Raw genomic sequence first — 23,117 nt, 5'->3', positions numbered from 1 at the left:
TGTTTGTTTCAAGGGATCACAGGGCATCGATCATAGCAGAGAGATAGTCGGAGGAGACAGAGCTGTAAAAGAACCCGTCGATCAGACCGTCCTTTTTCGCCCGCCGCACCTGGTCCGCCAGTTGAGGCTCGCACACCTCATCTACCACCAGCGCCACCCGGCAGCCGGGCAGACCCTGCCGCAGCCTCCGGCACAGGTCCAGCCGCTGTTCCAGCCGCCACGGCGGGTAGGCCGTGACCTCTGCAACAAGAACATCGGCATGGGTATCCACACACAGATCCTCCGCAGCGGTTCCTTCGGTCTGGTAGACCCGGAACCCTGAGTCAAAGTGCTGCAGGGAACCCGATATCGCATCGCCAAAGAGCCTGTTGCGCATATCGACTACGACACATTTCATGTCCACGGCCTCCTTTCCGGGCAGTGTCTCGCCACATGGATGCAGAACGTTTTACTGTATCAAGGATACCACACCGCCCCGCGGCTCCGCATGGGCCATAAGGGACAAAACTGTGAAAATTTTTCGGTGTTCTGCCCAAAGTTTTTCCAGAATTTCCGGCGTGTTCCACAATTTGGCACTTTTGGGAGCAAAATGCGCATAAAAAAAGCCCCCCTGCAAAGGGGGGCTCACGGGCAGGCTTCGCCTTTGTACAACCCTTCCGTCTTTGCTGCGCAAAGCCACCTCCCCTAGTAGGGGAGGCCTTGGCAGGGCGGCAGCGTCTGCGTGTTGACCATAAAGCAGAAACTTATCCTCTTTGCCAAGGGCCCCACTACTAGGGGGGCTGGCACGGCGCAAGCCGTGACTGAGGGGTTTTGCACGGCAGTTTGCCGTAAAGCAGCGCCTTTCTTGCCTCCCCTATTAGGGGAGGTGGCGAGCGAATGCGAGACGGAGAGGTTCCTCACTCCTCCTCCAGATGGGGGAGGATGAAGTTTTTCTTGGTGACGGCAATGGCCAGGCGGGTGCGGTTGGAGTAGCCAGTTTTTTCCAGCAGGGAAGAGACAAAGCGCTTTACGGTGCGGGAGGAGATGCCCAGCTCTGCGGCGATCTCCTCATATTCCAGCCCCTCACACACCAGCCGCAGCACCTCGATCTCCCGGGGGGTGAGCTGGGTGCTGCTGACCTGCCCCAGGCGGGTCTCCGGGGTGCGGTCCGGGTAGAGGCTTTCCCCCGCCATGGTGCGGTCCATCACCTCCAGCAGGCTCTCCGGGGACACATCCTTGTACCAGAAGCTCTCGGCCCCGGCGGCCTTTGCCCGTTTCAGGTAGCTTTCCTCCACCATGGAAGTAATGATGATGACTTTGGTCTCCGGGTACCGGGCCTTGATCTCTGCCGCCACGTCAATGCCGTCCCGGCTGCCCTTGGTGCACACATCCATCAGCACCAGATCCACGCTGTGCCGGGCGCACTGGGCCAGCGCCATTTCCGCTGTGCTCAGGGAGGCCACCCGGCGGTAGCGGCCGCTGTCCTCCACAAGGTGCTCCATGTTCTCCCGGGGCATCCGCTGGTCTTCCACGATCAAAACGCTGGTCATATCGTTTCCTCCTTTGGCAGGTTCACACACAGCCGGTAGCGGGGCCGGGCCTGCACCTCCATGGTGCCGCCCGCCTGCATCACCCGGCGCTGGATGGCGGTAAGCCCTCCGCCCGGCGTAATGGCGGGGTCTGCGGGGGGCGGGCCGTCGTTTTCAAACTGCCAGCGCTGGCCCCCGCCCTGCGGGGTGATGGTGATCTCCAACCGGTTGGCCCCGGCGTAGCGCACCGCGTTGGTGATGCACTCCCGGGCAATGGTCAGCAGCAGCTGCTGGTGCTGCCGGGGCATGGGCCCCTGCAGGGCCACCGTGACTCCCAGCTGGGCCGCGTCCTCCACAAACACGTCCCACTCGTTTTCCTCCGGCGGGGCCTCACTGTCCTTCCGGTACAGCTGCACCGCCTTGTTCATCTGTTCAAGGGAGGCTTCCAGCTCCGCCGGGTCCTTCCGCTGCAGCAGGCACTGCCGCACCGCCGTAAGGCCGTAGCCCATTTCATCGTGGAGCCGGGTCTTGAACTCCAGGATCTCTTTTTCCCGGGTCATCTCCTGCACGTTCTCCGACAGCCGGCGCAGCTCCCGGTTCATCCGCAGCAGCTCCTGATTCTGCCGCAGCAGCTCCTGCCGCTGGCGCTGCAGGTCTGTCACCTCCGAAAAGATGCACTCCACATGGGGGCGGACCCCCTCCCCGAACACGGTCTGCTCCGAGTAGAGCCAGCAGGTGCCGTCCGGGGTAAAGTAGCACACCGCCGCGGGCAGGTCGTCAAAGCCCTCCTTGATGGAGCCGCGGGTGATGTGGTCCGGGTGCAGCCACTGCTTCAGTTTGTTCCACATTCCGGGGCACCTCCTTCAAAGTGATCGTTCAGCACCCAGCTGCCCGGGGCCTCCTGCACAGCGGCGGGGCAGGCGGCTTTCAGGTCTGCCCCGGTCTCCACCGAAAGATAAAGGTTCAGCCGGTGATCCTTCCAGATGGCCCGCACAAACAGGGCATCCAGCTGCCCCAGCGCCCCCTCCACCACCGACTCGAACCGGCTGTAACAGGCCGCTGCCGCCTCTGCCGGAAGCCGGGCCTCGTGGGTCACCTCCATGGCGCACTCCACCCCGGCCAGCTCCAGGCTGCTGATGGATTCCTCCAGCGCGTACCGCAGCTCCGCCGAGGGCACATACCGGTGCTGCTGAGCCAGAAACATCAGGTTGGCACCCCGTTTCAGGTAAGCGCCCAGCACCGCCACCTGCCCCAGCAGCTGCCGCTTTTCTTCCTCCGGGGCCGCGCGGTACCGGGTCAGAAGCTGATCCATCCGGATGATCTGGGGGGCCAGCTGACGCTGCAGCAGATCGTACAGGCGTTTTTTCTCCCGCAGGGCGTTGATCTTGCGCTCCACCTCGTAGTTCTGCTGTTCCAGATAGTTGCGCTCTGCCAGCTCCGTTCGGTTCTCCTTCAGGCGCTCCATATTTTCCACCAGCTCGGTGATGTCTGTCTGCCACATCACATAACCGCCCTGCACCGGTGCGCTGCGCAGCAGGGTGTGCTCGTCCAGCTGCACCGTGCCATGCATGGCGGCCTGCAGCTCCCGGCGGTCCACCATGCGGCCGTTCTCGGAGCAGCAGTACACGTTGCCCTGCCGGTCCACCAGCTGCACCGCCAGAGAGGTGACGCGCAGCAGCTCCTCATAGCCGGTGTTGGACTGGATCAGGCCGCAACGCAGGCCCCCTTCCAGCGAAGCCGCCGTCATCAAGCAGTGGACGATGGTCATATCCCCCAGAAACTGCTTGATCAGGGGGATATGGAAGCCGTAAAGCACCGCGTACACCCCCAGCAGCACCATCGGAATGGCAGGCAGGGGCAGCCGCCGGAGGATCCGGGGGTTCCGGCTCTTGTGGGCGATGATCCCAAAGGCCAGCAGGATGCAGATCACGATCCACCCCACCACCAGACCGAAAAGCCAGCCGTACTGGTAGTTTTCGTTCCAGGGCTGCTGCAGCCGGAACACCTGCTGGTGCAGGTCGTTGGTCAGCACCAGCTCCAGCAGCACTGCCGAAGGCAGCCACAGCATTCTGGCCCAGGCAGACAGGCGGTAGCGCTCGGATCTGTCCACCGTCAGGACCAGCTGAACGCAGAGCACCGGTATCCCCAGCATGGGGGCATAGTAGAGGTACCCCAGCATCCGATCCATCCCCGGGGGAGTGTTCAGCTGGAACCGCAGGGTGCGCACAAGAATCCAGAACAGCATCAACAGATCCACATTCAGCAGCAGCCGCCGCACCTGCGGATGCACCGTGCGGTTGTACAGGGAGATTCCCCACCCTGCGAACAGGCTCAGATACAGCAGGCTCCGGAGGATGCCGCAGGCTTCCTGCAGGCCGGAGGGCAAGCCCTCCAGCGGGAGCACCCGGCACAGCCATGCCAGCAGCACCACGGTGCCCACCGCACAGCCTCTTTGAACCTGTTCCCGCTGCCTCTGCCCCATCATGCCAGCCTCCTTCTTTTGTGCCGTTCTCCGGTGGTTTTTCTCCATTATATCACATCCGTGCTGTAATTTACCAGAGAGCAGAGGGGGAATGTACGAACCGGCATTCTTTTTGGGGCCGGGATCCCAAAACCGGGTGGTCTCATAAACAAAAGACAGGCCTGCCCCACAGTGATGCGGAGCAGGCCTGTTTGGTTACAGAAAAGGATTCGGGGCGTTTCCTTGCAGGATCCGTGATTCTATGCTAAAATTTCTTTCAACACAACCATAGAGCAGAAATGCTACTGTCAGCATTGGCAGCCACAGGTTGGAGACGATGAGCAGGAATGATAAAGTGGCTGGCAGCAGAACAAACAGTGCAGCATAACCGATCAATGCGGCAACAGCCATCAGCGAGCACCCAAGGTTGCCCCGAAACAGCAGAAAGGCATTTTTGAGCAGTGCTGATACAGGGAGCTGCATCAGGGGGATCTGGATGGCAAGGTTCAGCGCAAAGCCCAGCAGGAAGATTATGGATATCACCAGAAACTCGACCTGAAACACGCTTTGGCCGCGGCGTACCGCCAGACTTAACCCTGCCAGATCCACAGCAAATAACGGGCCGAATACCGCCCCGAACAAAGCGGCCGGCAGGGTGTTGTTCTTCAGAGACTTTTTGTATTGGAAAGACCAAAAACCGGCCTCATCCCGCAGACAGCGCAAAATTGTATCCAGCAGGTTCATCCCGAAGACAGAGGCCAGAGCACCGGTGACAACACAGGAAAGGATCAGCGGTCCCAGAGCATTGGATGGCAGGAACAGCATGATACAGAGTCCGTAGGGCAGAGTCGCCGCCGTGGCGATCAAGCCGGAACCCAGCAACTGCCAAAAGTCCCGCACAACGATCTCCAGGATACGGGCAAGCCCTTTTTTTCGCCGCTGTCCTTCCGGGTACAAAGCGCCGGTGGCGGGGTCTTTTTTGTAGATCTCAAAATGCTTCATGTTCATTCCTCACTAAAGTACCCTGATACCGTGTTGGCATCTGTTTATATAAAACATTATAAGTCATTCGGCTGGCCGGAGCGACATCACTGTATCAGGTTCGGTGTATTTTGAAGCATCTCCTGAATTTTTTCAACCCGCCATGCTGCTGCGGATGATATGATGAAAAGGGGCATGATCCGTCCCCGGTTAGGAGGAATATCAGATGAATTTGCCGTTGGTATTGGAAAAGAATACGACTCCGCAGAATTGGAATGCACGGCGGGAAGCGCTGCTCGCGTTGTTCCGCTCGCAGGAGTACGGCATCCGGCCGGAAGTTCCCTATGAACAGACCGAACACCTGCGGTCAGAAGAGTATCTGCCAAAATGCAAAGCCATACGGCAGATCTGGGATGTCTGTCTGAAAACGAAGCAGGGAAGTCTGAAATTCCCCGTGGTGCTGGTGCGTCCGGAGGGAACGCAGAAAGTCCCGGCAGTCCTGTTCCTTTGCAATCACGAAAAGACAGCCTCTCCCGGGCCGAAAATGGGGCCTGATCAGATGGAAAAACTGCTGGCCAATGCCCCGGAAGCGTGGCGCAAAGAGGCCATGAATTTCTTCCAGAATATTCCAGCCGGAAGCGGTGGGCCGTCGCTCATTGATATCGAACAGGAAACGGAGCAGGAATACTGGCCTGCTGAACAGATCGTACAATCGGGCCGGGCAGCCGTGACCTTCTATGCAAGTGCATTGCAGCCCGACGATGCTGCGCAGTATCCCGGCCCACTGGCAAAGCTTTTTGGGCTCAGTGCAGATGCACTGCCTGCCGATGCATGGGGAACCCTGGACATCTGGGCCTTTGGGATGAGCTGTGTGGTAGACCTGCTGGTAAAACACCCGGGCATCGACCCGGCCCGAATCTCGGTAGGCGGTTTCTCGCGCGGCGGCAAGGCAGCTCTTTGGTGTGCGGCACAGGATGAAAGGGTCTGCGGGGTCCTTGTCAATGATTCCGGCTGCTCTGGTGCTGCCGTGTCCCGTGGCAAGCATGGTGAGACGGTGGGTTCCATCACGGCAGCATTTCCCCATTGGTTCTGCAAAAATTATCAGAAGTATGCATGGAAAGAGGAGACCCTTCCCTTCGATCAGCACCAGCTGGTGGCCTGTGTGGCACCACGGCTGTGTTACATAACCAGCGGCTCTGAGGATCGGTGGAGCGACCCTGATGCAGAGTGGAATGGTGCAAAGAGCGCCAGTTGTGCCTGGGAGCTCTTCGGGGATGCTCCTCTGCCCAGCCAGCCGCCTGCCAATGACTCGGGATACCTGACCGGGCGAATTGGATACCACCGCCGCACCGGCGGCCACGATATTACCCGATGGGATTGGGCAATGTTTCTACGTTTTTTGGATTTTCACAATGGCTGAAGTAATTTTTTGAACATAAAAACTGAATATTTTACTCCCTGAAATCCGGCAGATTTGGTATGCTCTCAGTAGAAGAAGGTTCTGTTCTCAAAAGAGGAGGAAAGATTATGAAAAAAAAGATCAACCGGCGCGATTTTCTTAAAGTCATGGGTGTTGTTGGCATGACGGCATCTCTGGCCGCCTGTGGGGACTCCGGTTCCAGCAGCGCGGCTGCCAGTTCTACCGCTGGCGGCGATGACGGCGTGATCACCATCTCTTACTGGACCACGGACCGTCACGATCAGGCGTATCTGACTCCGCTGATCGAAGAATACAACAAGACCAATTCGGACAACATTTATATCGACTACCAGGTCTATGCCGACAACTATTCTCAGATGCTGGATCTCGCTTTCAGCACCGACACTGCACCGGATGTGTTCAAGCTCAGTGGAACGGACCCGCTGGAAGTGCAGGTGGACGAAAAGAAGATGCTGCTGGATCTCTCTCCGTATATGACGGAGGAGTACAAGGCTCGTTTCTGGGATGGCGCTTTTGTGCAGGGCATCAACTCCTGGGGCGACGGAATCTACTCCCTGCCCTTTACGGCATCTGCCTGTCGCCTGTTCTACAACCAGGATCTGCTGGATCGGGTGGGCATTTCTGCTCCCCCCAAGACCCTGAAGGAACTGGTAGATGATGCCACACTGGTGACAAAGCAGCTGAGCAGCGAAGGGATCTACGGCATTGCAGGCAACTATAAATCGGCAATGAGCGCCGTAATGCGTTCCATCGATCCGGTGGTTCAGGTCAGCGGCGGCACCTGCAATGGCTTTGACTTCAAGAACGGCAAGTACGATTTCAGCAGCTACAGAGAAGTCCTGCAGCTGTTCCGTGAAATGTACTCCACCGGTGTAGCATTCCCCGGCAGCGAGTCTCTGGACATTGACCCCCTGCGCACCCAGTTTGCAGCAGGCAACATTGCCTTCTATTTCTCCTTGAGCCATGCAGAGCCCGGCGTTTACCAGAGCCAGTTTCCCACGGATATCAACTGGAACTGCTGCCAGATCCCCAGCCTGTCCGGAAATACGGACGGTGTGCAGAACCTGTGGTTTGGCGGCTCCGATAAGGCGATCAATGCCTCCACAAAGCACCCGGATGAAGCATGGAAAGTCATGGAATTCCTCCACAGCGATGAGGTCATGGGGCCCTATTATACCGCCGGTCTCGGCACTGTCATGATCAAGAGCGCCGTGGAAGGTGCAGAACCGCCGGCCTCCATTGAGACCATGCCGGATCTGGCCATTGGGGCAAATGATCAGAACTGGCCGATCCGCCCCGCCATTTCCATCGAGGGCGAGGATTACTCCACCGTGGCGGTTCAGTGCATTTTTGGTTTAAAGGACATTGATCAGGCCATCAGCGAGCTGAACGATCGGTACAACAACGCCTATGATAAGTCGGTTGCCGATGGGGCAAAGCGTATCGTTTATCCCAACTTTACCGCAAAGAATCAGGACACTTCCGTTTGATAACAGATGCCCGCGTGCATCGGAACTTAAACTGAACTCCGCTCCCATTTGATCCATATATGTGAAGCACCAATAGAGGAACCCGGCTTCGGGTCCCTCTATTGGTGCTTCTGAGAAGAAAGAAGCTGTATGAACAATCACACGCATCATCACAATGGTTCGATCGTTCTGAAGGTCACTGCCACCATCACCGTGATCTTTCTGGTTGCCATCACCCTGAATCAGATCATCCTGAACCGCCATATCAACGACACGATCGAGGAGAATATGGAAGAGACCGTTCTGCGAACAGCGGAACAGACAGAGAACTATCTGTCCACCCGCGTTAGCGGGAGCATCGAGCGGCTGCTTTATTTTAAGGCTGAATCGGGGCTGGACAGCATTTTGGCAAATTACTTTGCAAACCCCAATGCGGCAGCCTACAGCGTGGCAATGTCCAATCTCGCTGCACCCCTATCCACAAAAAAGGTGTCCGACAGTCTGATCAGCGATCTGTATCTCTACACGGATTATGGTGCATTTACGGACGGCAGCACCCTGTTGACTCCGGGGTTTTCACTGGAAAAAGTTGCGCTGTGGTCCGAGATCCGGGAAGGAAATTCATTTCTGGAGTTCTGCACCGTCCGCAATGACGAGATCTTCCGCTCCCGGAAATGGGTGGTACCAGTGCTCTATCGATTCAGTATCTCCTCAGCGCAGGTGTATTCTGCCACCCGGAAATGCATTTTAGTGGTAAATCTGGACTGTAAGGAGATTCAGGCACTGATCCGAAAAATCGTTCCCGAAGCGGAATCGGCGATCCTTGTGCTGGATCAGGAAGGCAACCCCGTGACCTGTGTGAATGCCGCAGCGGAAGAGTTGATGAGGGAACCGGAGCTGTTGAGTCGGCTGACCGCCGCAAAAAATACAGTTTTGGATGTTAGATTAGACGGAAAAAGGTATTACGGTGTCGCCCGCAAGGTATCGGTAACACCGTGGACCATCGTGTGTCTGCAGGCATCTACCACAGCACGGGAAGAATCCCGATCCTATCTGCAGCTGCTGCTTGTGGAAGGCGGGACACTGATCATGGTAACAGGGATAGTGTGCCTGCTGATGCTCCATTGGTTCACAGCCCCCTTGCGGGAGTTGATCAATTGCCAGAATGTGAGGCAGGAGTTCTGCTATGAAGGCAACGATGAGATCGCATTGCTGACAAAAAGCTACAACCAGATGCTCCGGAGCAGCAATGAGATGCTGGACAGGGAGAAGCAATACAGCCACCAGCTCGAGGAAAAGAATGATGCCATTGAACTGGAGCAACGGCTGAAACGCCGAGCGGAACTGCAGGCTTTGCAGGCCCAGATCAACCCGCATTTTTTGTATAACACGCTGGACTCCATCCGGTGGAAGGCAGAGGCCGCAGGAGCGGAGGACATCAGCCAGATGGTGCGTGATCTGGCAAATTTTTTCCGCATCGGCCTCAGCCGGGGGCGGGAGATCATTCCGCTGGAGCAAGAGATCTGCCATGTGCGCAGTTATCTAGACATCCAGAAGATGCGGTATGGCGATCGATTGGATTATCAGATCCGGATCCCGGAGGAACTGAAAAAGCTCTACACGGTCAAATTGCTGATACAGCCTCTGGCGGAGAATTCTATTTATCACGGGATCAAGGAATCGGACCGGAAAGGCACCATTCTTATTACAGCAGGCGAAGAACCAGGGGGGGTCTATCTCTGTGTCCGTGATGACGGGCTGGGAATCTCGCAAGAGACACTGACGATCCTGAATGCAGATCTGAAGCGGGGCGTAACGGTCAGCGATGGTGGTTACGGCATCTTCAATGTCAACGAGCGGATCAGGCTCTATTTTGGCCGCGACTATGGTTTGGAGCTCAGGAGTTGTACAGGAGAATGGACAGAGGCAGTCATTCATCTGCCAAAGTATATTCCGGAAAGGACGGAGTGGGATGTTTCAGATTTTGATCGCAGATGATGAACCGAATATCCGGGAGGGGGTAAGGCAGTTTATTACCAGACGCTGCCCGGAGTGGCAGGTGGTAGGGGCGGCTCGCGACGGCAAAGAAGCCTTGGCAATGGCAGAACGATTTCTACCGGACTGCATTATGACCGACATCACCATGCCTCATGTAAACGGATTGGAGTTTCTGGAAAAGATCAAGGAGGAACTTCCGGATGCAAAACTCCTGATCCTGAGCGGCTACGATGATTTTGAATACGCCGTGCAGGGAATGCGGCTGGGGGTATCAGATTATTTGTTAAAGCCGCTGGACACAGAACTTCTGATCCAACGGCTGGATGCCTTTGCAGCAGAGTTGACCCAGCGTCAACAACAGTGGCAGGATCGGGTGCAGCAGATGCAGCAACGGCTGCACCAGGAACAGAAGATCCGGGAACTTATGTGGCGAGCCAGTGCAGGGGAGCTTGCTTCAGAAGAAATGAAAGAGTTACAACAGTTCTGCATCGGAAGCGACCGTTATCTGGTCGCACTGTTTCAGGGCGGCCCCGAGATACGGCAGGAACTGCCCGCACTGTTGAACCAGCGCTTTGAAAAAAAGCTGGATGCTTATGTTCTGAACCATTCTGTGGAAGGAATGTCTTTCATTGTGTTCTCCATCCACCAGGAAGTGACCAATGCCGCGGCGGCGCTTTTGCTGACCCGTGAACTGACGGCTGTGGTGGTGGCGATCCGGCGCAAATGGAATCAAACGGTCCACTTTTTTCTGGGAGGGATCAAGGACAATATCTACAAGTTGGAAAAATCCGGTCACGAGGCAAAAGAAGCAGCGGAGTATTCTTTCTATGAAATGGCTCCGCCGGTGCGCACCATCTCTGACGTGCTGCTGACGCGGGTAACAGCCTGCCTTGAGATCGACCCCCATCTGACAGAGCAAGTGGCACTGACGGTGGCCGGAGGAGATGCGGAGGCCATTGCAGGGGCAGTAGACGGAGTTCTGAGTTGGTTCTACCCCCATGGAGTAGTGGATGCAGCATACATCAAAATGGCAGTTCTGGACATGTGCCTTTCCGTATTGAAGAAGCGCCGGGGACAAAACCCCATCACCTACGTGGAATATAAGGCCTGCCATCAGGAGATCATGGAGGCCGGAACCCTGGAGGAATTGCAGGAATGCTTTAAAAATCTTCTTCTCCTGTGCCGTGCTGCAGAAGAGAAAAAGAATCCTGGACAGGAACTGGTGTCCCGGATCGATGAGATCATGGGAGAACATCTGAGCGATCTGCAGTTTTCGCTGGATGATGTAGCAGCGGAATTGTACATCAGCCCCAATTACCTGCGGCAGCTGTTCAAGCAGGCTTCCGGGCAGACCTTCACCGAACACCTGACCGAAATGCGAATGAAGGAGGCACAACGGCTTTTGGACGACGAAAGCCTGAAGATCTATGAGGTAGCAGAGCGCACCGGCTATGCGGATTCCCGGTATTTCTCCGTCTGTTACAAAAAATACTGGCATATTACCCCCACTGATTATCGCCGCACCCTGCAGGAAAGCGGCTGAGCGGAAATATGCAGAAGCAGATACAAGAATCGGAATTTTTTCAACATAATCGGGTATCCATTTCTCTACGTTTCAAAAAAATCCCCGTATACTTATAATCAGAAATGCCTTCAGATAATCCGTTAGGAGGAAACACTATGGAAACGAGGAAAAAAAGCCTTGGGAGAAGGATCCGGGAGGAGAAGACATCCTATTTGATGCTTCTGCCCAACCTGATCATGTTTGTTGTTTTCACCATCTACCCCATCCTGTGGACAATACGGTACTGTATGTTTGACTACAAGGGCTACGGCACCCCAAAATTTGTAGGCTTTGCAAATTTTGCCCGCATTGCCCGGGACACTGTGTTCAAGACAGCCATCGTGAACACCTTCGTTTATGTGGGAGGCAAACTGCTGCTGACGCTGCCCATTGCATTTATGCTGGCGTTCCTGCTGAGCAAAAACACCCGGCTCAACGCCACCGGACAATCCATTATCTTTACCCCGACCATTATGTCCAGCGCTGTTATGGCGTTGATCTTCTACCTGCTGTTCAACACTTACAACGGCGAGATCAACCGCTTCCTGACGTGGCTGGGTATTATCGATGAAAATGTCAACTGGCTCGGTGTAAAGTACGCCATGCTGACTTGTATCATCATTGCTGCATGGGGCGGTATCGGCAACTACATGGTTTATTTCATTGCAGGCCTCACCGGTATTTCTACAGAGGTATATGAGAGTGCAAAACTGGATGGTGCGAATGCAGCCCAGATCCTGTTCCGCATTACCATCCCTCTGCTGGCCCCCGTCATGAAGATGATCCTGATGTTGGCGCTGGTGATCTCCTTTATGGATTATCAGAGTATCATGGTTCTGACTGAAGGCGGACCCATGAATCAGACCAACGTGATGTTCTTGTATATCTATCAGCTGTTCTTCCCCATCACCGCAGGTTCCTCTGTGGTGCAGGAGTTTGGCTATGGCGCAGCCTGCAGTTTGGTGGCAGCGTTGATCATCGGTGGTGTCACTGGCCTGTATCTGATTCTCGCCAAGCGGCTGGACGCAGTGACCGGTGAATAAGGAGGAACGGAAAATGGCACGGAAAAAATTAAAATGGTCGGATATGCGCCCCTCGGAAAAAAGAGATCATGTGATTTACCTGATCGGCCAGATCCTGAAATGGCTGTTTGTAGGTTCCATGTGTATCTTTACCCTTTATCCGGTGGTCTACACTCTGCTGGGCTCCTTCAAGACCAACGCAGAATTGACATTGGGCGGAAATTTCCTGCCGGAGAACTGGCAGTTCAACAACTATGTTTATGCTTTCCAGAAGTTGGACTTCGGCAAGTATTTCCTGAACAGCGTGGTACTGGCACTGCTGACGGTGGTTTTTACACTGATCACCTCTTCCATGGCGGCCTATGTGATCAGCCGCCGAGATTTTGTGGGCAAAAAGCTGATCTCTACGGCATATCTGCTCAGTATGTTCATCTCGGTTGGTTCGGTGGCGCTGTATCCTCTGTATACTCTCATGAGTCGGCTGGGACTGACCAAGAATATGGTGGGTCTGGCACTGATGCTTACCGGCGGCCAAGCGGCTAACATTTTTATGATCTCCGGCTTCATCAATGGAGTGCCCAAAGATCTGGACGAGGCTGCCACGATCGATGGCGCTGGCCCCTTCCGCATCTTCTGGCAGATCATCGTTCCGGCCATCAAACCCATTTTGGGAGTGATCGCGCTGTTTGCCTTCCGCCAGGCCTGGAATGAGTTTGTTACGGCACAGGTGTTCACCATGGCCAACCCCGGCCTCAAGACCCTGAGCGTTGCTGTTGCAAATCTGCGCTACTCCGCCAACGCTGCTGCTGAGTGGCATATCATGACAGCGGGCGCTTCCATTGCACTGCTGCCTATCCTTCTGGTTTATCTGGCCGCAAACCGCCAGTTCATTGCCGGATTGACGGCCGGTGCAGTCAAGGGCTGAATCAACACATACACGAAAGGAGTCTGTTTTGTCTATGTATCGACATGAGATCACCGAAATCGCGCCCCATACATGGTGCCTGAGTGAATTTCGTCTGGTGAACGCTTTCCTCATCGAGGGTGAAGAGAAAGCCGCGCTGGTGGATACCGGCTGCGGTATCGGCGACCTCGCTGGGGAAGTGCGTGCACTGACGGATAAGCCTCTGATCATTCTGCTGACGCATACACACTTTGACCATGACGGCGGTGTCTTTGAGTTTCCCGGCGTTCCAGTCTATGTGAATCCGCTGGATGGGGAGCGTGCCGAAGAAGATCACAAGAATATGGAAAAATTCATGGGCACCACAGATTACAACAAGATGCGCAGTTTCTATATTCAGTCTCGTGGGCCTATTCGCTGCCCGGATCTGGATCAGGAAGAACTGCTGAAATTGGTGCCCAATCATCCCACTGAGGGCAGCTATCCTTGGCATCCTGTTAATGACGGAGATGTGATCGATCTGGGCGGTCGAACCATCAAAGCGATTCTCACGCCTGGCCACACCCCCGGCAGTACCTGCTTCCTGGATGCAGAAAATCATATCCTTTTCAGCGGAGATTGTGCGAATATCTCAATCATTCTGGAGCGGCAGCCTGAAAACGATATGCGGCTGGTGGATATCTGCAATCACACGATGACAAAGCTCTGGAATCAGGAAAGTTCTTTTGAACGGCTGGCCGTGGGACATGATGCAGTGACTTTGGATAAGCAGATCGTTCGGGATTACCGGGATCTGTCTGCGGGGCTTCTGGATGGCAGCATTACCGGAAAGTACGAGGAGACCGGGTTCCGCAAGGGCGATGTTGCACGCTTGGGTATGGCAGAATTGTGGTACCAATGTGACGCTTAAATTTACGATTGCACGAACATGATATGGGGCTGTTGCAAAATAGTCCAAACGAAAAATGAGATAGACTCCCCCGAAAGGGTGTCTATCTCATTTTTGTTGTAATCGAGATTTTGCCACCTGTAGCATTTGTCCAGTCCGCAGGCGGCTCCAGCCGTAATCTGAAACAAACGAGGAGGCTCGCTGTCAGTCAAAACCAGTCGGCGTAGCCCATGCGGACCAGATTGTCATGGCTGATCTTCAGGCTTTCATAGGGGTCACGACCATAGGTGTCATCCTGCTCGATCAGGAAGTATCGCTACCGCCATCCAGACCGGCTTGTATGCAGGCGGAGATGGGCAGACTGGACCACCAGCAAAACCCTCGCACTGTTGCGTGAAAAACGAGCGTCTGCGATCCGCCAATACCTGAAATACCGTCTGCACTATCTGAAAGCCGCCATGGGGTGATAAAATGGCCTATCTGAAATTGATGGACCTGCCCGATTGCAATGCGTGGGAAATCGTTAAACGCACCAACGTCTGCCTGATGGAAGATCCCTGTCATTGAATGTCCGCTCAGCTAGCGCTATAATAAAAGAAAACGGTAAGGAAGTGCACCTATGCTCTACCCCGGTCTGTACGAACAGGTCATCAATAACGCACTGAACCGCGAGCTTGCAGAGATCCCGGAAGCCCGCAAGTCCACTGCGCCCATCGACACAGCGGAGGCTGCCAAGGTACTGGCGCAGTATCTGACCGACGTGGTACAAAAGGGTCTTGAGAACGTGCAGGACAATGGCGGCGGCATCGAGGCGCAGATCCAGCTGGCAAACCAGATCGTGACTACCATCCAGAACACCACACAGGAAGCTGACTTTGCCGCGCTCGGTGTTGACCAGCGGGCAGAGCAGCTTCTTGCTCTTTTGCAGCAGAATGACCCGCGCCTTGCTACAGGAAAAAGCGCAAAAGACCTTGACCGCCCGGAGACTTCCATTGCACAAAGCTCCCTGTTTACCGGTGCTATCCATGAACCGCAGATGTACACGGAGCTGAAAAAGGAGATCGTTTCCGCCGACCGCATTGATATGCTGGTCTCCTTTATCAAGTGGAGCGGCTTGCGCCTCATCATGGACGAGCTGCGGCAGTTTGCGCAAAACGGCGGTGAGTTGCGCATCATCACCACCTCTTATATGGGCGCTACGGACGTAAAAGCCATTGAAGAGCTGCGCGCGCTGCCCAATACGAAGATCAAGGTCAGCTATGACACCAAGCGTACCCGGCTCCACGCAAAGACCTATGTATTTTACCGGTACACCGGTTTTACTACGGCGTATGTAGGCTCCTCCAACCTGTCCAACGCAGCAATTTCCAGTGGTCTGGAATGGAACGTCAAGGTGACCCGAAAGGACCTGCCGGAGACCATCGAAAAGATCGCAGCCACCTTTGAAAGCTACTGGAACTCCAGCGAGTTTGAATATTACGATGAAGGGCAGCGGGAGCGGCTGACCCGCGCCCTGAAAGCCGAAAAATACAGCGAGACCGACCACAGCGGGATCTACACCCTGGATATTCTGCCCTATTCCTACCAGCAGGAAATTCTGGACCGACTGGATGCCGAGCGCACCGTTCGGGGGTACAACCGCAACTTGGTGGTGGCCGCTACCGGCACCGGTAAAACCGTGATCTCCGCACTGGATTACAAGCGCTTCTGCAGGCAGCATCCGGGGCAGCCCTGCCGGCTACTGTTTGTGGCACACCGGGAGGAGATCCTGAAGCAGAGCCTGTACACCTTCCGGGCGGTACTGAAAGATGCCAATTTCGGTGAACTGTATGTGGGCAGTCACAGAGCCGACAGCATTGATCATCTGTTTGTTTCCATCCAGACCTTCAATTCTCAGGAGCTTGCCGCCAAAACGGCAGCAGATTTTTACGATTACATCGTTGTAGACGAGTTCCATCATGCAGCTGCACCCACTTATCAGAAGCCGTTGGAATATTACCAGCCGAAGATCCTGCTTGGACTGACCGCCACCCCGGAACGCATGGACGGCAAAAGCGTTCTGGACTATTTCGGCGGACGCATTGCCGCCGAGATCCGTCTGCCGGAGGCCATTGACCGGAAACTACTTTGTCCCTTCCAATATTTCGGCGTCACCGACACCGCAGATCTGAGCAGCCTGAAATGGCGTACCGGCGGCTACGATAAAAACGAGCTGTCCAACCTGTACACCCTCAGCGGCATGGTGGCGGAGCGCCGCGCTGACCTTGTGGTGAACTCCATCCTGAAATATGTCACCGATATCGACGATGTGAAGGGTTTGGGCTTCTGCGTTTCCATTGCTCATGCCCAATTTATGGCGCGCTACTTTAATACCCACGGCATCCCGTCTATGGCACTGACCGGCGATTCTCCTGACGAGGAGCGCAACGCCGCCAAACAGCGGCTGGTTTCCGGGGAGCTCCGATTCCTCTTTGTGGTGGACATTTACAACGAGGGTGTGGATATCCCCGAGGTGAACACTGTGCTGTTCCTGCGCCCTACCGAGTCGCTGACCGTGTTTTTGCAGCAACTGGGGCGTGGTCTGCGTCTGGCAGAAAACAAGGATTGCCTGACCGTTTTGGATTTCATCGGGCAGGCCAACAAAAAGTATAATTTTGAGGAGAAATTCGCAGCACTGCTCTCCAACACCACCCGCAGCGTCAGCCGGGAGCTTAAAGAGGGCTTTGTCTCTGCACCCAAAGGCTGCTATATTCAGCTGGAAAAAATTGCCGCAAAGTATGTGCTGGATAATATCAGCGCCTCCTATGACCGCACCTCCGGGCTTGTGGCGCGGGCGGCTGCCTTCACAGAGGATACTGGTCTGCCCCTGACACTTGGGAACTTCCTCGACTACTACCATCTCGACCCCCGGGCCATCTATAGTAAAAAGGTCTGCTTCAGTAGGCTGTGCGTCCGCGCAGGAGCGGCATCCGATTTTGCAGAGCCTTTGGAAGAGACCATGACCAAAGCCCTTGCACGCTTTGCAGTCGTGGATTCCCGCAGGTGGATCCGTTTTTTGCTGGGGCTTCTGCCGAAATTGGATAACACCGACTTTGCAGCCCTGCCACCGGTAGAGCAGCGGATGCTGCAGATGTTCTATGTGACCCTTTGTGGTAAGACCGCAGAAAGCTGGGAGGATAAAGAAGTTCTCGATAACCTGTATGCTCTCTCGGACAGTCCCGTTTTGCTGGGGGAACTGCAGGCACTTTTGCAGTATCAATATGACCGCATTGATTTTATTGACGAACCGGTGGATGTGGGCTTTGACTGCCCGCTGGACCTGCACTGCACCTATACCCGCGACCAACTGCTGGTGGCGCTGGATTTTTTGAAGCCTGCTACCGTCCGCGAGGGCGTGAAATGGCTGCCGGAAAAGCAGCTGGACGTATTCTTTGTGACCCTGAACAAGGCAGACAAGGATTATTCCATCAACGAAAGCCTGTTCCACTGGCAGAGCCAGAGCACCACCGCCGAAAACTCTGCCACCGGGCAGCGCTACATCCATCACCGGGAAAAAGGAAGCCGCGTGCTGTTATTCGTGCGTGAGTTCAAGGCAGATGCCCGTTTTGGCGGGGCAGGAGCGTATACCTATCTGGGCACGGTGAACTATGTGAAGCACGAGGGCTCCCGCCCCATGAACATCACATGGAAGCTGGACCGCCCGATCCCTGCAAAGTTCCTCAAAAAGACCAACAAGCTGGTGGTCGGTTAAAAGGAGAATATCATGAAGGTTGTTCGCGTTGTTGCAGCTGTGATCTGCGACGATATTCAGACGAAACATAAAATTTATGCCACCGCCCGCGGCTACGGTGAGTATAAGGGCGGATGGGAATTTCCGGGCGGCAAAATCGAGCCGGGTGAAACCCCGCAGCAGGCGCTGAAACGAGAGATCCGGGAAGAACTGGATACCGAGATCGCGGTAGGCGACCTTATCGACACCATTGAATACGATTATCCCACCTTCCATCTTTCCATGGACTGTTTCTGGTGCGAAGTAGTTTCCGGCGAACTGGTGCTGAAAGAAGCCGAGGCTGCACGCTGGCTGACTAAAGAGGAGCTTGATTCTGTTCCGTGGCTTCCGGCGGATCAGACCATTTTGGAGACTATCAAAAACTCTATGATATAACTTTGGCAAGCCTTATGAATTGCAAAACGATTTTTTAGTTGCTATACTGGGCTTATCAAATTTTTTTCGGGAGGCTGCTACAGTGACAGCACAGACAATGCAAATCGGGAACAGACCTTGCCGCATTTACGGCGGGGCTAATGCAGAATACTTGCTGCTCCAAATGACAGGTGAGCATGAGCTGCAAAGTATGGATTATGAAGTGGCGGCCATTGCTCAAAGCAGCCGGAATTTTCTGTTTGCGGCTATCCCGGTGGAAAGCTGGAACGATGCGCTCTCTCCGTGGAAAGCCCCTGCCGTGTGGGGAAAGCAAGGCTTCGGCGGCAAAGCTGGGGACACCCTGCGCTTTCTGACGGAGCAGGTCATTCCCACACTGGAGCAGCAGTTTCCTCTCCCGGAAAACGTCAAAATCATTCTGGGCGGCTACTCGCTGGCCGGGCTGTTCGCTTTGTGGGCATCCACCCAGACCGATTTGTTCTACGGTGTCGCCGCCGCTTCTCCCTCTGTGTGGTTTCCGGGCTGGATGGAGTTTGAACAGCAGCACCCGATACAGGCGCAGCACATTTATCTGAGCCTTGGCGACAAGGAAGAGCGCACGAAAAACACCATCATGGCTGCGGTAGGGGATCATATCCGCACGCTGCACAGTCGGCTTACAGAGCGTGGCGCAGACTGCACCCTTGAATGGAACAGCGGCGGGCACTTTAAGGACGCTGATTTGCGTACGGCAAAGGCTTTTCAGTGGGTGATGGAGGAACACACATGACCATTTTGATTGATGCAGATGGCTGCCCGGTTGTCAATCTGACGTTGCAGATTGCAAAACAGTTTGACGTTCCGGTCATCATCCTGTGCGACACCGCTCACCAAATCGAACGGGAAGGTGCACAGACGCTGGTGTTCGATAAGGGAGCGGACAGCGTGGATTTTGCTCTCATCAACCGGGTAAAGCCGGGGGACGTGGTGGTAACACAGGACTACGGGCTGGCCAGCATGTGCCTTGCCAAATGCGCCCGGGTGCTGAATCAGAACGGTTTGGAATACACCGCCGACAACATAGACGCTCTCATGCTGCGGCGTTATGAAAACAAAAAGCTCCTCCGTGCCGGAAAGCACCCCAAGGGGAGCCCAAAGCGGACGAAAGAGCAGGATGTCAGGTTTGCGGATACGCTTGAGAAGATCTTGAACTGCAACCATTGATACATACTATTGGAAGTCTGGAGAAATCCAGTCTTCTTTTTTCATGAGAAAATTGCAACATTTTTTGCAATTTGGTTGCGTTTTGAGGGGGAGTGAATCGGCCCCGTCGTTCTTTCGGCTCGTTTTCTTGCATCTGCTTTCCCGAATCTGCTATACTGAAGTCACTTTTTTAATCGGAGGCTTTCATGACAACCCTTCTTCTCCTGCGCCATTCCATCCCGGAGCGCGGCGGTTCCAGCCCCGACCCCGGCCTTTCTGCCGAAGGTCTTCAGCGGGCCGCCGCAGTCTTTCAAAATGACGCTTTCCGCACGGTCTCGCTCGTCTGGTCGTCCCCTTCGCTGCGTGCGCTCCAGACCGCACAGCTGCTGGGGCTTCCCGTCCGGCAGGACACCCGCCTTGCCGAGCGCCGCACCGGCGACACGACCGGGCAGGACGCTTCGTTCTGGAAACGCCAATACGAAGACCCGGACTTCAAAAATCCGGACGGCGAGTCCTTCCGTGAGGTCAGCGCCCGGATGGCAGACTGCATCCACGAACTGCTGGATTCGCTCCCGGAGGAGCAGAACGCCCTTGTCGTCTCCCACGCCGCCGCTATTTGCAGCTACTTGCAGCGCTTTTGCACCGTTGAGGTGACCGACGCCGCACAGAAGCTCCGCCGGATTACATTTCAGGGCGAAGTTCTGTTGGATGGGCACTTTTGGGAAGCTGATGGATTTGTGCTGCACATCGAAAATCGCCGCCCTGTTCTCATCCACACCATCTTTGCCGCAAAAAAGGCACCAGCCTGAGCCGGTGCCTTTTATTGGCGGAGATGGTGGGATTCGAACCCACGTGCCCGATTAAGGACAAAACGATTTCGAGTCGTTCTCGTTACGACCACTTCGATACATCTCCATATTCATAGCTATATAATTATAGCAAAAAGCCGCCGTTCCGTCAACACTTTCTGCCGGAGGGACCCACAGCGCCAAAGAAAGCTTCTGGTCAGGGATGAGCGGAAGCCGCTGCCGCCCTCTGCGGAGAAGTACAACCTCCTTTTCCTCTCTGCTTCGGGGCACCTTTTTCATGCTGTGCTGTCGTTTCCAAGGGCCAGATTGTAAAATCGTGGAATCATCGTCTGGATTTTCACAAAATATTACTATTTTGCCAAAAGATTGTACAAACTCTGCCCCCCTCTGATGTGCTATACTAAAATCAACAACCGGCCTGTTTCCGGCATTTCTTCTGCCATGCAGGCCGCCGAAACAAAGAAGAAAACCAGAAGGAGCAGTATCGATGAGAGAGATCATTTCCTTGAACGAAAACTGGACCCTGTCCTTCCCCAAGGGCGAGCGTCCCACCGAGCAGGTCACCCTGCCCCACACCTGGAACGCTGTGGACGGCATGGACGGCAACGGCAGCTATCTGCGCACCACCGGTGTCTATACCCGCACCTTTACCCAGCCCAAGCAGCCTCTGGCTGGCGGCCGCACCTACGTTGAGGTGCTGGCAGCTGCTCTGGCCGCAACCGTGAAGGTCAACGGCCAGGTGGCAACCACCCATGAGGGCGGCTTCTCCATCTTCCGTGCCGATGTCACCGACCTGTGCCACGAGGGCGACAACGAGCTGACCATCGAGGTCTCCAACGAGGACACCCCCTCCATGTACCCCGCTTCCGCCGACTTCACCTTCTACGGCGGCCTGTACCGCGGCGTGAACCTGATCAGCGTGCCCGGCACCCACTTTGACCTGGACTACTTCGGCGGCCCCGGCATCAAGGTCACCCCCAAGCCCACCGAGGACGGCGGTGCCACCTTTGAGATCGAGAGCTGGGTCACCAACGGCGAAGAGGCCTACACTGTGATGTACAGCATCGAGGACTGCTACGGCAACGAAGTTGCTTCCGGCGTGCGCCCCTGCGACAGCACCAAGGTCACCCTGTACGTTCCCGATGCCCAGCTGTGGAGCATGGACGAGCCCAACCTGTACACCGTGACCGCCCGCCTGCAGAAGAACAACGAGACCTTTGATGAGATCTACGCCAACGTGGGTGTCCGCAGCTATACTGTGACCCCGAACGACGGCTTCTCCATCAACGGCGTGCCCACCCCGCTGCGCGGCGTGGCTCGCCATCAGGATCGTCTGTACAAGGGCAACGCCCTGACCGCTGAGGATCACTACGAGGATGCCATGCTCATCAAGGAGCTGGGTGCCAACACCATCCGTCTGGCCCACTATCAGCACAGCCAGGACTTCTACGACGCATGTGACGAGCTGGGCTTCGCCGTCTGGGCTGAGATTCCCTTCATCAGCGTCTTTAAGAAGGACCCCTCCGCTCACCAGAACTGCCGTCACCAGATGACCGAACTGATCATCCAGAACTACAACCACCCCTCCATCATGTTCTGGGGCCTGTCCAACGAGATCCTGATCGGCGGCATCTGCCAGGAGCTGGTGGACAACCACCACGACCTGCAGAAGCTGGTGCGTGAGCTGGATCCCACCCGTCTCACCACCATTGCCCACGTCTCCAACACCCCTGTTGACGGCCCCATGCATCACATTACCGATGTAGAGAGCTACAACCACTACTTCGGCTGGTACGGCGGCAAGATGGAGCAGAACGGCCCCTGGCTGGACAAGTTCCACGCCGAGCACCCCGACATCTGCATCGGCATCTCCGAGTACGGCACCGAGGGCATCATCAACTGGCACAGCAACGATCCCCAGTGCAAGGACTACACCGAGGAGTATCAGGCACTGTACCACGAGCATCTGGCTCAGGTGTTCGAGGATCGTCCCTGGGTGTGGGCTACCCACTGCTGGAACATGTTCGACTTTGGCTGCGCTGCCCGCCACGAGGGCGGCGTTGCAGGCCGCAACAACAAGGGCCTGATGACCATTGACCGCAAGACCAAGAAGGACAGCTACTTTGTCTACCAGGCATACTGGTCCAAGCTGCCCATGGTCCACATCGCCGGCCGCCGCCATGCACAGCGCGCAGGCGAGACCACCGAGATCAAGGTCTACTCCAACCAGGACACCGTTGTGCTGTACGTCAACGGTAAGGAAGTCGGCCAGCAGACCGCGCACCGCGTGTTCAAGTTCAATGTTGCTCTGGAAGAGGGCTTCAACACCATCCTGGCCGTTGCCGGTGACGTGAAGGATTCCATCACGCTGGAAAAGGTCGAGAAGGAGCCTGATTGCTACACTCTGCCTGAGTTCAACGAGCGTCAGGAGGGCGTTGCCAACTGGTTCAAGCAGGTCGGCAGCCTGGATCTGAAGGCTCCGATGGAGTTCCCCGAGGGCTATTACAGCATCAAGGACAGCATGGAGGAGCTCTCCAAGAACGAAGAGGCTCTGGCTCTCGCCACCAGGGCTGTCAAGCTGGCCACCAACTTTGACATCAAGCCCGGCGTTGGCATGTGGGATATGATGAAGCGCATGACCCCTGAGGCTATGGCTAAGATGATCAACATGCCCGACGGCTTTATCGAGAGCCTGAACGCCCAGCTGATCAAGATCAAGAAGTAAGC

Annotated in this window: 18 protein-coding genes and 1 tRNA gene; 13 read left to right on the top strand and 6 right to left on the bottom strand. The window is 55.5% G+C overall.

Features of this window, described 5'->3' with window-relative positions:
• Nucleotides 1–16: 16 nt before the first annotated feature.
• From GXM22_RS00490 to GXM22_RS00470, 5 genes are all read right to left on the bottom strand, one after another.
• Nucleotides 17–397, bottom strand: coding sequence for a hypothetical protein (locus GXM22_RS00490; protein ID WP_005928763.1), 381 nt, complete (start codon nucleotides 395–397; stop codon nucleotides 17–19).
• A gap of 499 nt (nucleotides 398–896) precedes the next feature.
• Nucleotides 897–1,529, bottom strand: a complete 633-nt coding sequence (locus GXM22_RS00485; RefSeq protein ID WP_005928770.1) for a response regulator transcription factor — start codon at nucleotides 1,527–1,529, stop codon at nucleotides 897–899.
• The gene (locus tag GXM22_RS00480; protein WP_005928773.1) at nucleotides 1,526–2,356 is read right to left on the bottom strand and encodes a sensor histidine kinase; all 831 of its coding nucleotides are present in this window, start codon (nucleotides 2,354–2,356) and stop codon (nucleotides 1,526–1,528) included. The genes GXM22_RS00485 and GXM22_RS00480 overlap by 4 nt, the downstream gene beginning before the upstream one ends.
• Entirely contained in the window at nucleotides 2,341–3,993 is a 1,653-nt protein-coding gene (locus tag GXM22_RS00475; protein ID WP_163397091.1) for a histidine kinase N-terminal 7TM domain-containing protein, read from the bottom strand. Before GXM22_RS00475 ends, GXM22_RS00480 begins: the two co-directional genes overlap by 16 nt.
• Nucleotides 3,994–4,185: 192 nt before the next feature.
• Complete coding sequence (locus GXM22_RS00470) at nucleotides 4,186–4,971, bottom strand: YesL family protein (protein WP_035393203.1); 786 nt, start codon at nucleotides 4,969–4,971, stop codon at nucleotides 4,186–4,188.
• A gap of 205 nt (nucleotides 4,972–5,176) precedes the next feature.
• On the opposite strand from GXM22_RS00470, the gene GXM22_RS00465 reads away from it, so the two are divergent.
• From GXM22_RS00465 to GXM22_RS00410, 12 genes are all read left to right on the top strand, one after another.
• Complete coding sequence (locus tag GXM22_RS00465) at nucleotides 5,177–6,370, top strand: alpha/beta hydrolase family protein (RefSeq protein WP_005928782.1); 1,194 nt, start codon at nucleotides 5,177–5,179, stop codon at nucleotides 6,368–6,370.
• 107 nt (nucleotides 6,371–6,477) lie between these two features.
• Nucleotides 6,478–7,881: an ABC transporter substrate-binding protein gene (locus GXM22_RS00460; protein ID WP_157747387.1), complete on the top strand. Its 1,404-nt coding sequence runs from the start codon at nucleotides 6,478–6,480 to the stop codon at nucleotides 7,879–7,881.
• 129 nt (nucleotides 7,882–8,010) lie between these two features.
• Nucleotides 8,011–9,858 carry a cache domain-containing sensor histidine kinase gene (locus GXM22_RS00455; protein WP_005928787.1) on the top strand — a complete coding sequence of 616 codons (1,848 nt, stop codon included), beginning with the start codon at nucleotides 8,011–8,013 and terminating at the stop codon, nucleotides 9,856–9,858.
• Nucleotides 9,833–11,401, top strand: a complete 1,569-nt coding sequence (locus tag GXM22_RS00450; RefSeq protein WP_163397090.1) for a response regulator transcription factor — start codon at nucleotides 9,833–9,835, stop codon at nucleotides 11,399–11,401. The genes GXM22_RS00455 and GXM22_RS00450 overlap by 26 nt, the downstream gene beginning before the upstream one ends.
• A 137-nt stretch (nucleotides 11,402–11,538) precedes the next feature.
• Nucleotides 11,539–12,465 carry a carbohydrate ABC transporter permease gene (locus GXM22_RS00445; protein WP_005928793.1) on the top strand — a complete coding sequence of 309 codons (927 nt, stop codon included), beginning with the start codon at nucleotides 11,539–11,541 and terminating at the stop codon, nucleotides 12,463–12,465.
• Between the two features lie 13 nt (nucleotides 12,466–12,478).
• On the top strand, nucleotides 12,479–13,369 hold the full coding sequence (locus GXM22_RS00440; RefSeq protein WP_099045439.1) for a carbohydrate ABC transporter permease: 891 nt from the start codon (nucleotides 12,479–12,481) through the stop codon (nucleotides 13,367–13,369).
• Nucleotides 13,370–13,403: 34 nt separating this feature from the next.
• Nucleotides 13,404–14,258, top strand: coding sequence for an MBL fold metallo-hydrolase (locus tag GXM22_RS00435; RefSeq protein ID WP_005928799.1), 855 nt, complete (start codon nucleotides 13,404–13,406; stop codon nucleotides 14,256–14,258).
• A 598-nt stretch (nucleotides 14,259–14,856) separates the two neighbouring features.
• Entirely contained in the window at nucleotides 14,857–17,988 is a 3,132-nt protein-coding gene (locus GXM22_RS00430) for a DEAD/DEAH box helicase (protein ID WP_005928805.1), read from the top strand.
• Nucleotides 17,989–18,000: 12 nt separating this feature from the next.
• Complete coding sequence (locus GXM22_RS00425) at nucleotides 18,001–18,402, top strand: (deoxy)nucleoside triphosphate pyrophosphohydrolase (RefSeq protein ID WP_005928808.1); 402 nt, start codon at nucleotides 18,001–18,003, stop codon at nucleotides 18,400–18,402.
• Nucleotides 18,403–18,499: 97 nt separating this feature from the next.
• Entirely contained in the window at nucleotides 18,500–19,168 is a 669-nt protein-coding gene (locus tag GXM22_RS00420; protein WP_005928812.1) for an alpha/beta hydrolase, read from the top strand.
• Nucleotides 19,165–19,602 (top strand): YaiI/YqxD family protein, encoded by a 438-nt coding sequence (locus GXM22_RS00415; RefSeq protein WP_005928815.1) that lies wholly within the window; start codon nucleotides 19,165–19,167, stop codon nucleotides 19,600–19,602. Before GXM22_RS00420 ends, GXM22_RS00415 begins: the two co-directional genes overlap by 4 nt.
• Nucleotides 19,603–19,787: 185 nt before the next feature.
• Nucleotides 19,788–20,390: a histidine phosphatase family protein gene (locus GXM22_RS00410; protein ID WP_005928818.1), complete on the top strand. Its 603-nt coding sequence runs from the start codon at nucleotides 19,788–19,790 to the stop codon at nucleotides 20,388–20,390.
• A gap of 15 nt (nucleotides 20,391–20,405) precedes the next feature.
• Here the strand turns inward: GXM22_RS00410 and GXM22_RS00405 are convergent.
• Nucleotides 20,406–20,496: transfer RNA gene (locus GXM22_RS00405), tRNA-Ser, on the bottom strand.
• A gap of 381 nt (nucleotides 20,497–20,877) precedes the next feature.
• Between GXM22_RS00405 and GXM22_RS00400 the strand changes: the two genes are divergently transcribed.
• Nucleotides 20,878–23,115 (top strand): glycoside hydrolase family 2 protein, encoded by a 2,238-nt coding sequence (locus GXM22_RS00400; protein WP_005928825.1) that lies wholly within the window; start codon nucleotides 20,878–20,880, stop codon nucleotides 23,113–23,115.
• Nucleotides 23,116–23,117 lie beyond the last annotated feature (2 nt).

The sequence above is a fragment of the Faecalibacterium duncaniae genome, from assembly GCF_010509575.1.
GTDB classification, from domain to species: domain Bacteria; phylum Bacillota; class Clostridia; order Oscillospirales; family Ruminococcaceae; genus Faecalibacterium; species Faecalibacterium duncaniae.
The sequence above is the reverse complement of the archived record's forward strand: the minus strand, read 5'-3'. Positions and strand labels throughout refer to the sequence as shown.

Coding starts and splice junctions, on each gene's coding strand:
- GXM22_RS00445 (WP_005928793.1), top strand. CDS start 11,539: ATGGAAACGAGGAAAAAAAGCCTTGGGAGAAGGATCCGGGAGGAGAAG.
- GXM22_RS00470 (WP_035393203.1), bottom strand. CDS start 4,971: ATGAAGCATTTTGAGATCTACAAAAAAGACCCCGCCACCGGCGCTTTG.
- GXM22_RS00440 (WP_099045439.1), top strand. CDS start 12,479: ATGGCACGGAAAAAATTAAAATGGTCGGATATGCGCCCCTCGGAAAAA.
- GXM22_RS00475 (WP_163397091.1), bottom strand. CDS start 3,993: ATGATGGGGCAGAGGCAGCGGGAACAGGTTCAAAGAGGCTGTGCGGTG.
- GXM22_RS00450 (WP_163397090.1), top strand. CDS start 9,833: ATGTTTCAGATTTTGATCGCAGATGATGAACCGAATATCCGGGAGGGG.
- GXM22_RS00420 (WP_005928812.1), top strand. CDS start 18,500: ATGCAAATCGGGAACAGACCTTGCCGCATTTACGGCGGGGCTAATGCA.
- GXM22_RS00480 (WP_005928773.1), bottom strand. CDS start 2,356: ATGTGGAACAAACTGAAGCAGTGGCTGCACCCGGACCACATCACCCGC.
- GXM22_RS00400 (WP_005928825.1), top strand. CDS start 20,878: ATGAGAGAGATCATTTCCTTGAACGAAAACTGGACCCTGTCCTTCCCC.
- GXM22_RS00435 (WP_005928799.1), top strand. CDS start 13,404: ATGTATCGACATGAGATCACCGAAATCGCGCCCCATACATGGTGCCTG.
- GXM22_RS00465 (WP_005928782.1), top strand. CDS start 5,177: ATGAATTTGCCGTTGGTATTGGAAAAGAATACGACTCCGCAGAATTGG.
- GXM22_RS00485 (WP_005928770.1), bottom strand. CDS start 1,529: ATGACCAGCGTTTTGATCGTGGAAGACCAGCGGATGCCCCGGGAGAAC.
- GXM22_RS00460 (WP_157747387.1), top strand. CDS start 6,478: ATGAAAAAAAAGATCAACCGGCGCGATTTTCTTAAAGTCATGGGTGTT.
- GXM22_RS00415 (WP_005928815.1), top strand. CDS start 19,165: ATGACCATTTTGATTGATGCAGATGGCTGCCCGGTTGTCAATCTGACG.
- GXM22_RS00455 (WP_005928787.1), top strand. CDS start 8,011: ATGAACAATCACACGCATCATCACAATGGTTCGATCGTTCTGAAGGTC.
- GXM22_RS00425 (WP_005928808.1), top strand. CDS start 18,001: ATGAAGGTTGTTCGCGTTGTTGCAGCTGTGATCTGCGACGATATTCAG.
- GXM22_RS00490 (WP_005928763.1), bottom strand. CDS start 397: ATGAAATGTGTCGTAGTCGATATGCGCAACAGGCTCTTTGGCGATGCG.
- GXM22_RS00430 (WP_005928805.1), top strand. CDS start 14,857: ATGCTCTACCCCGGTCTGTACGAACAGGTCATCAATAACGCACTGAAC.
- GXM22_RS00410 (WP_005928818.1), top strand. CDS start 19,788: ATGACAACCCTTCTTCTCCTGCGCCATTCCATCCCGGAGCGCGGCGGT.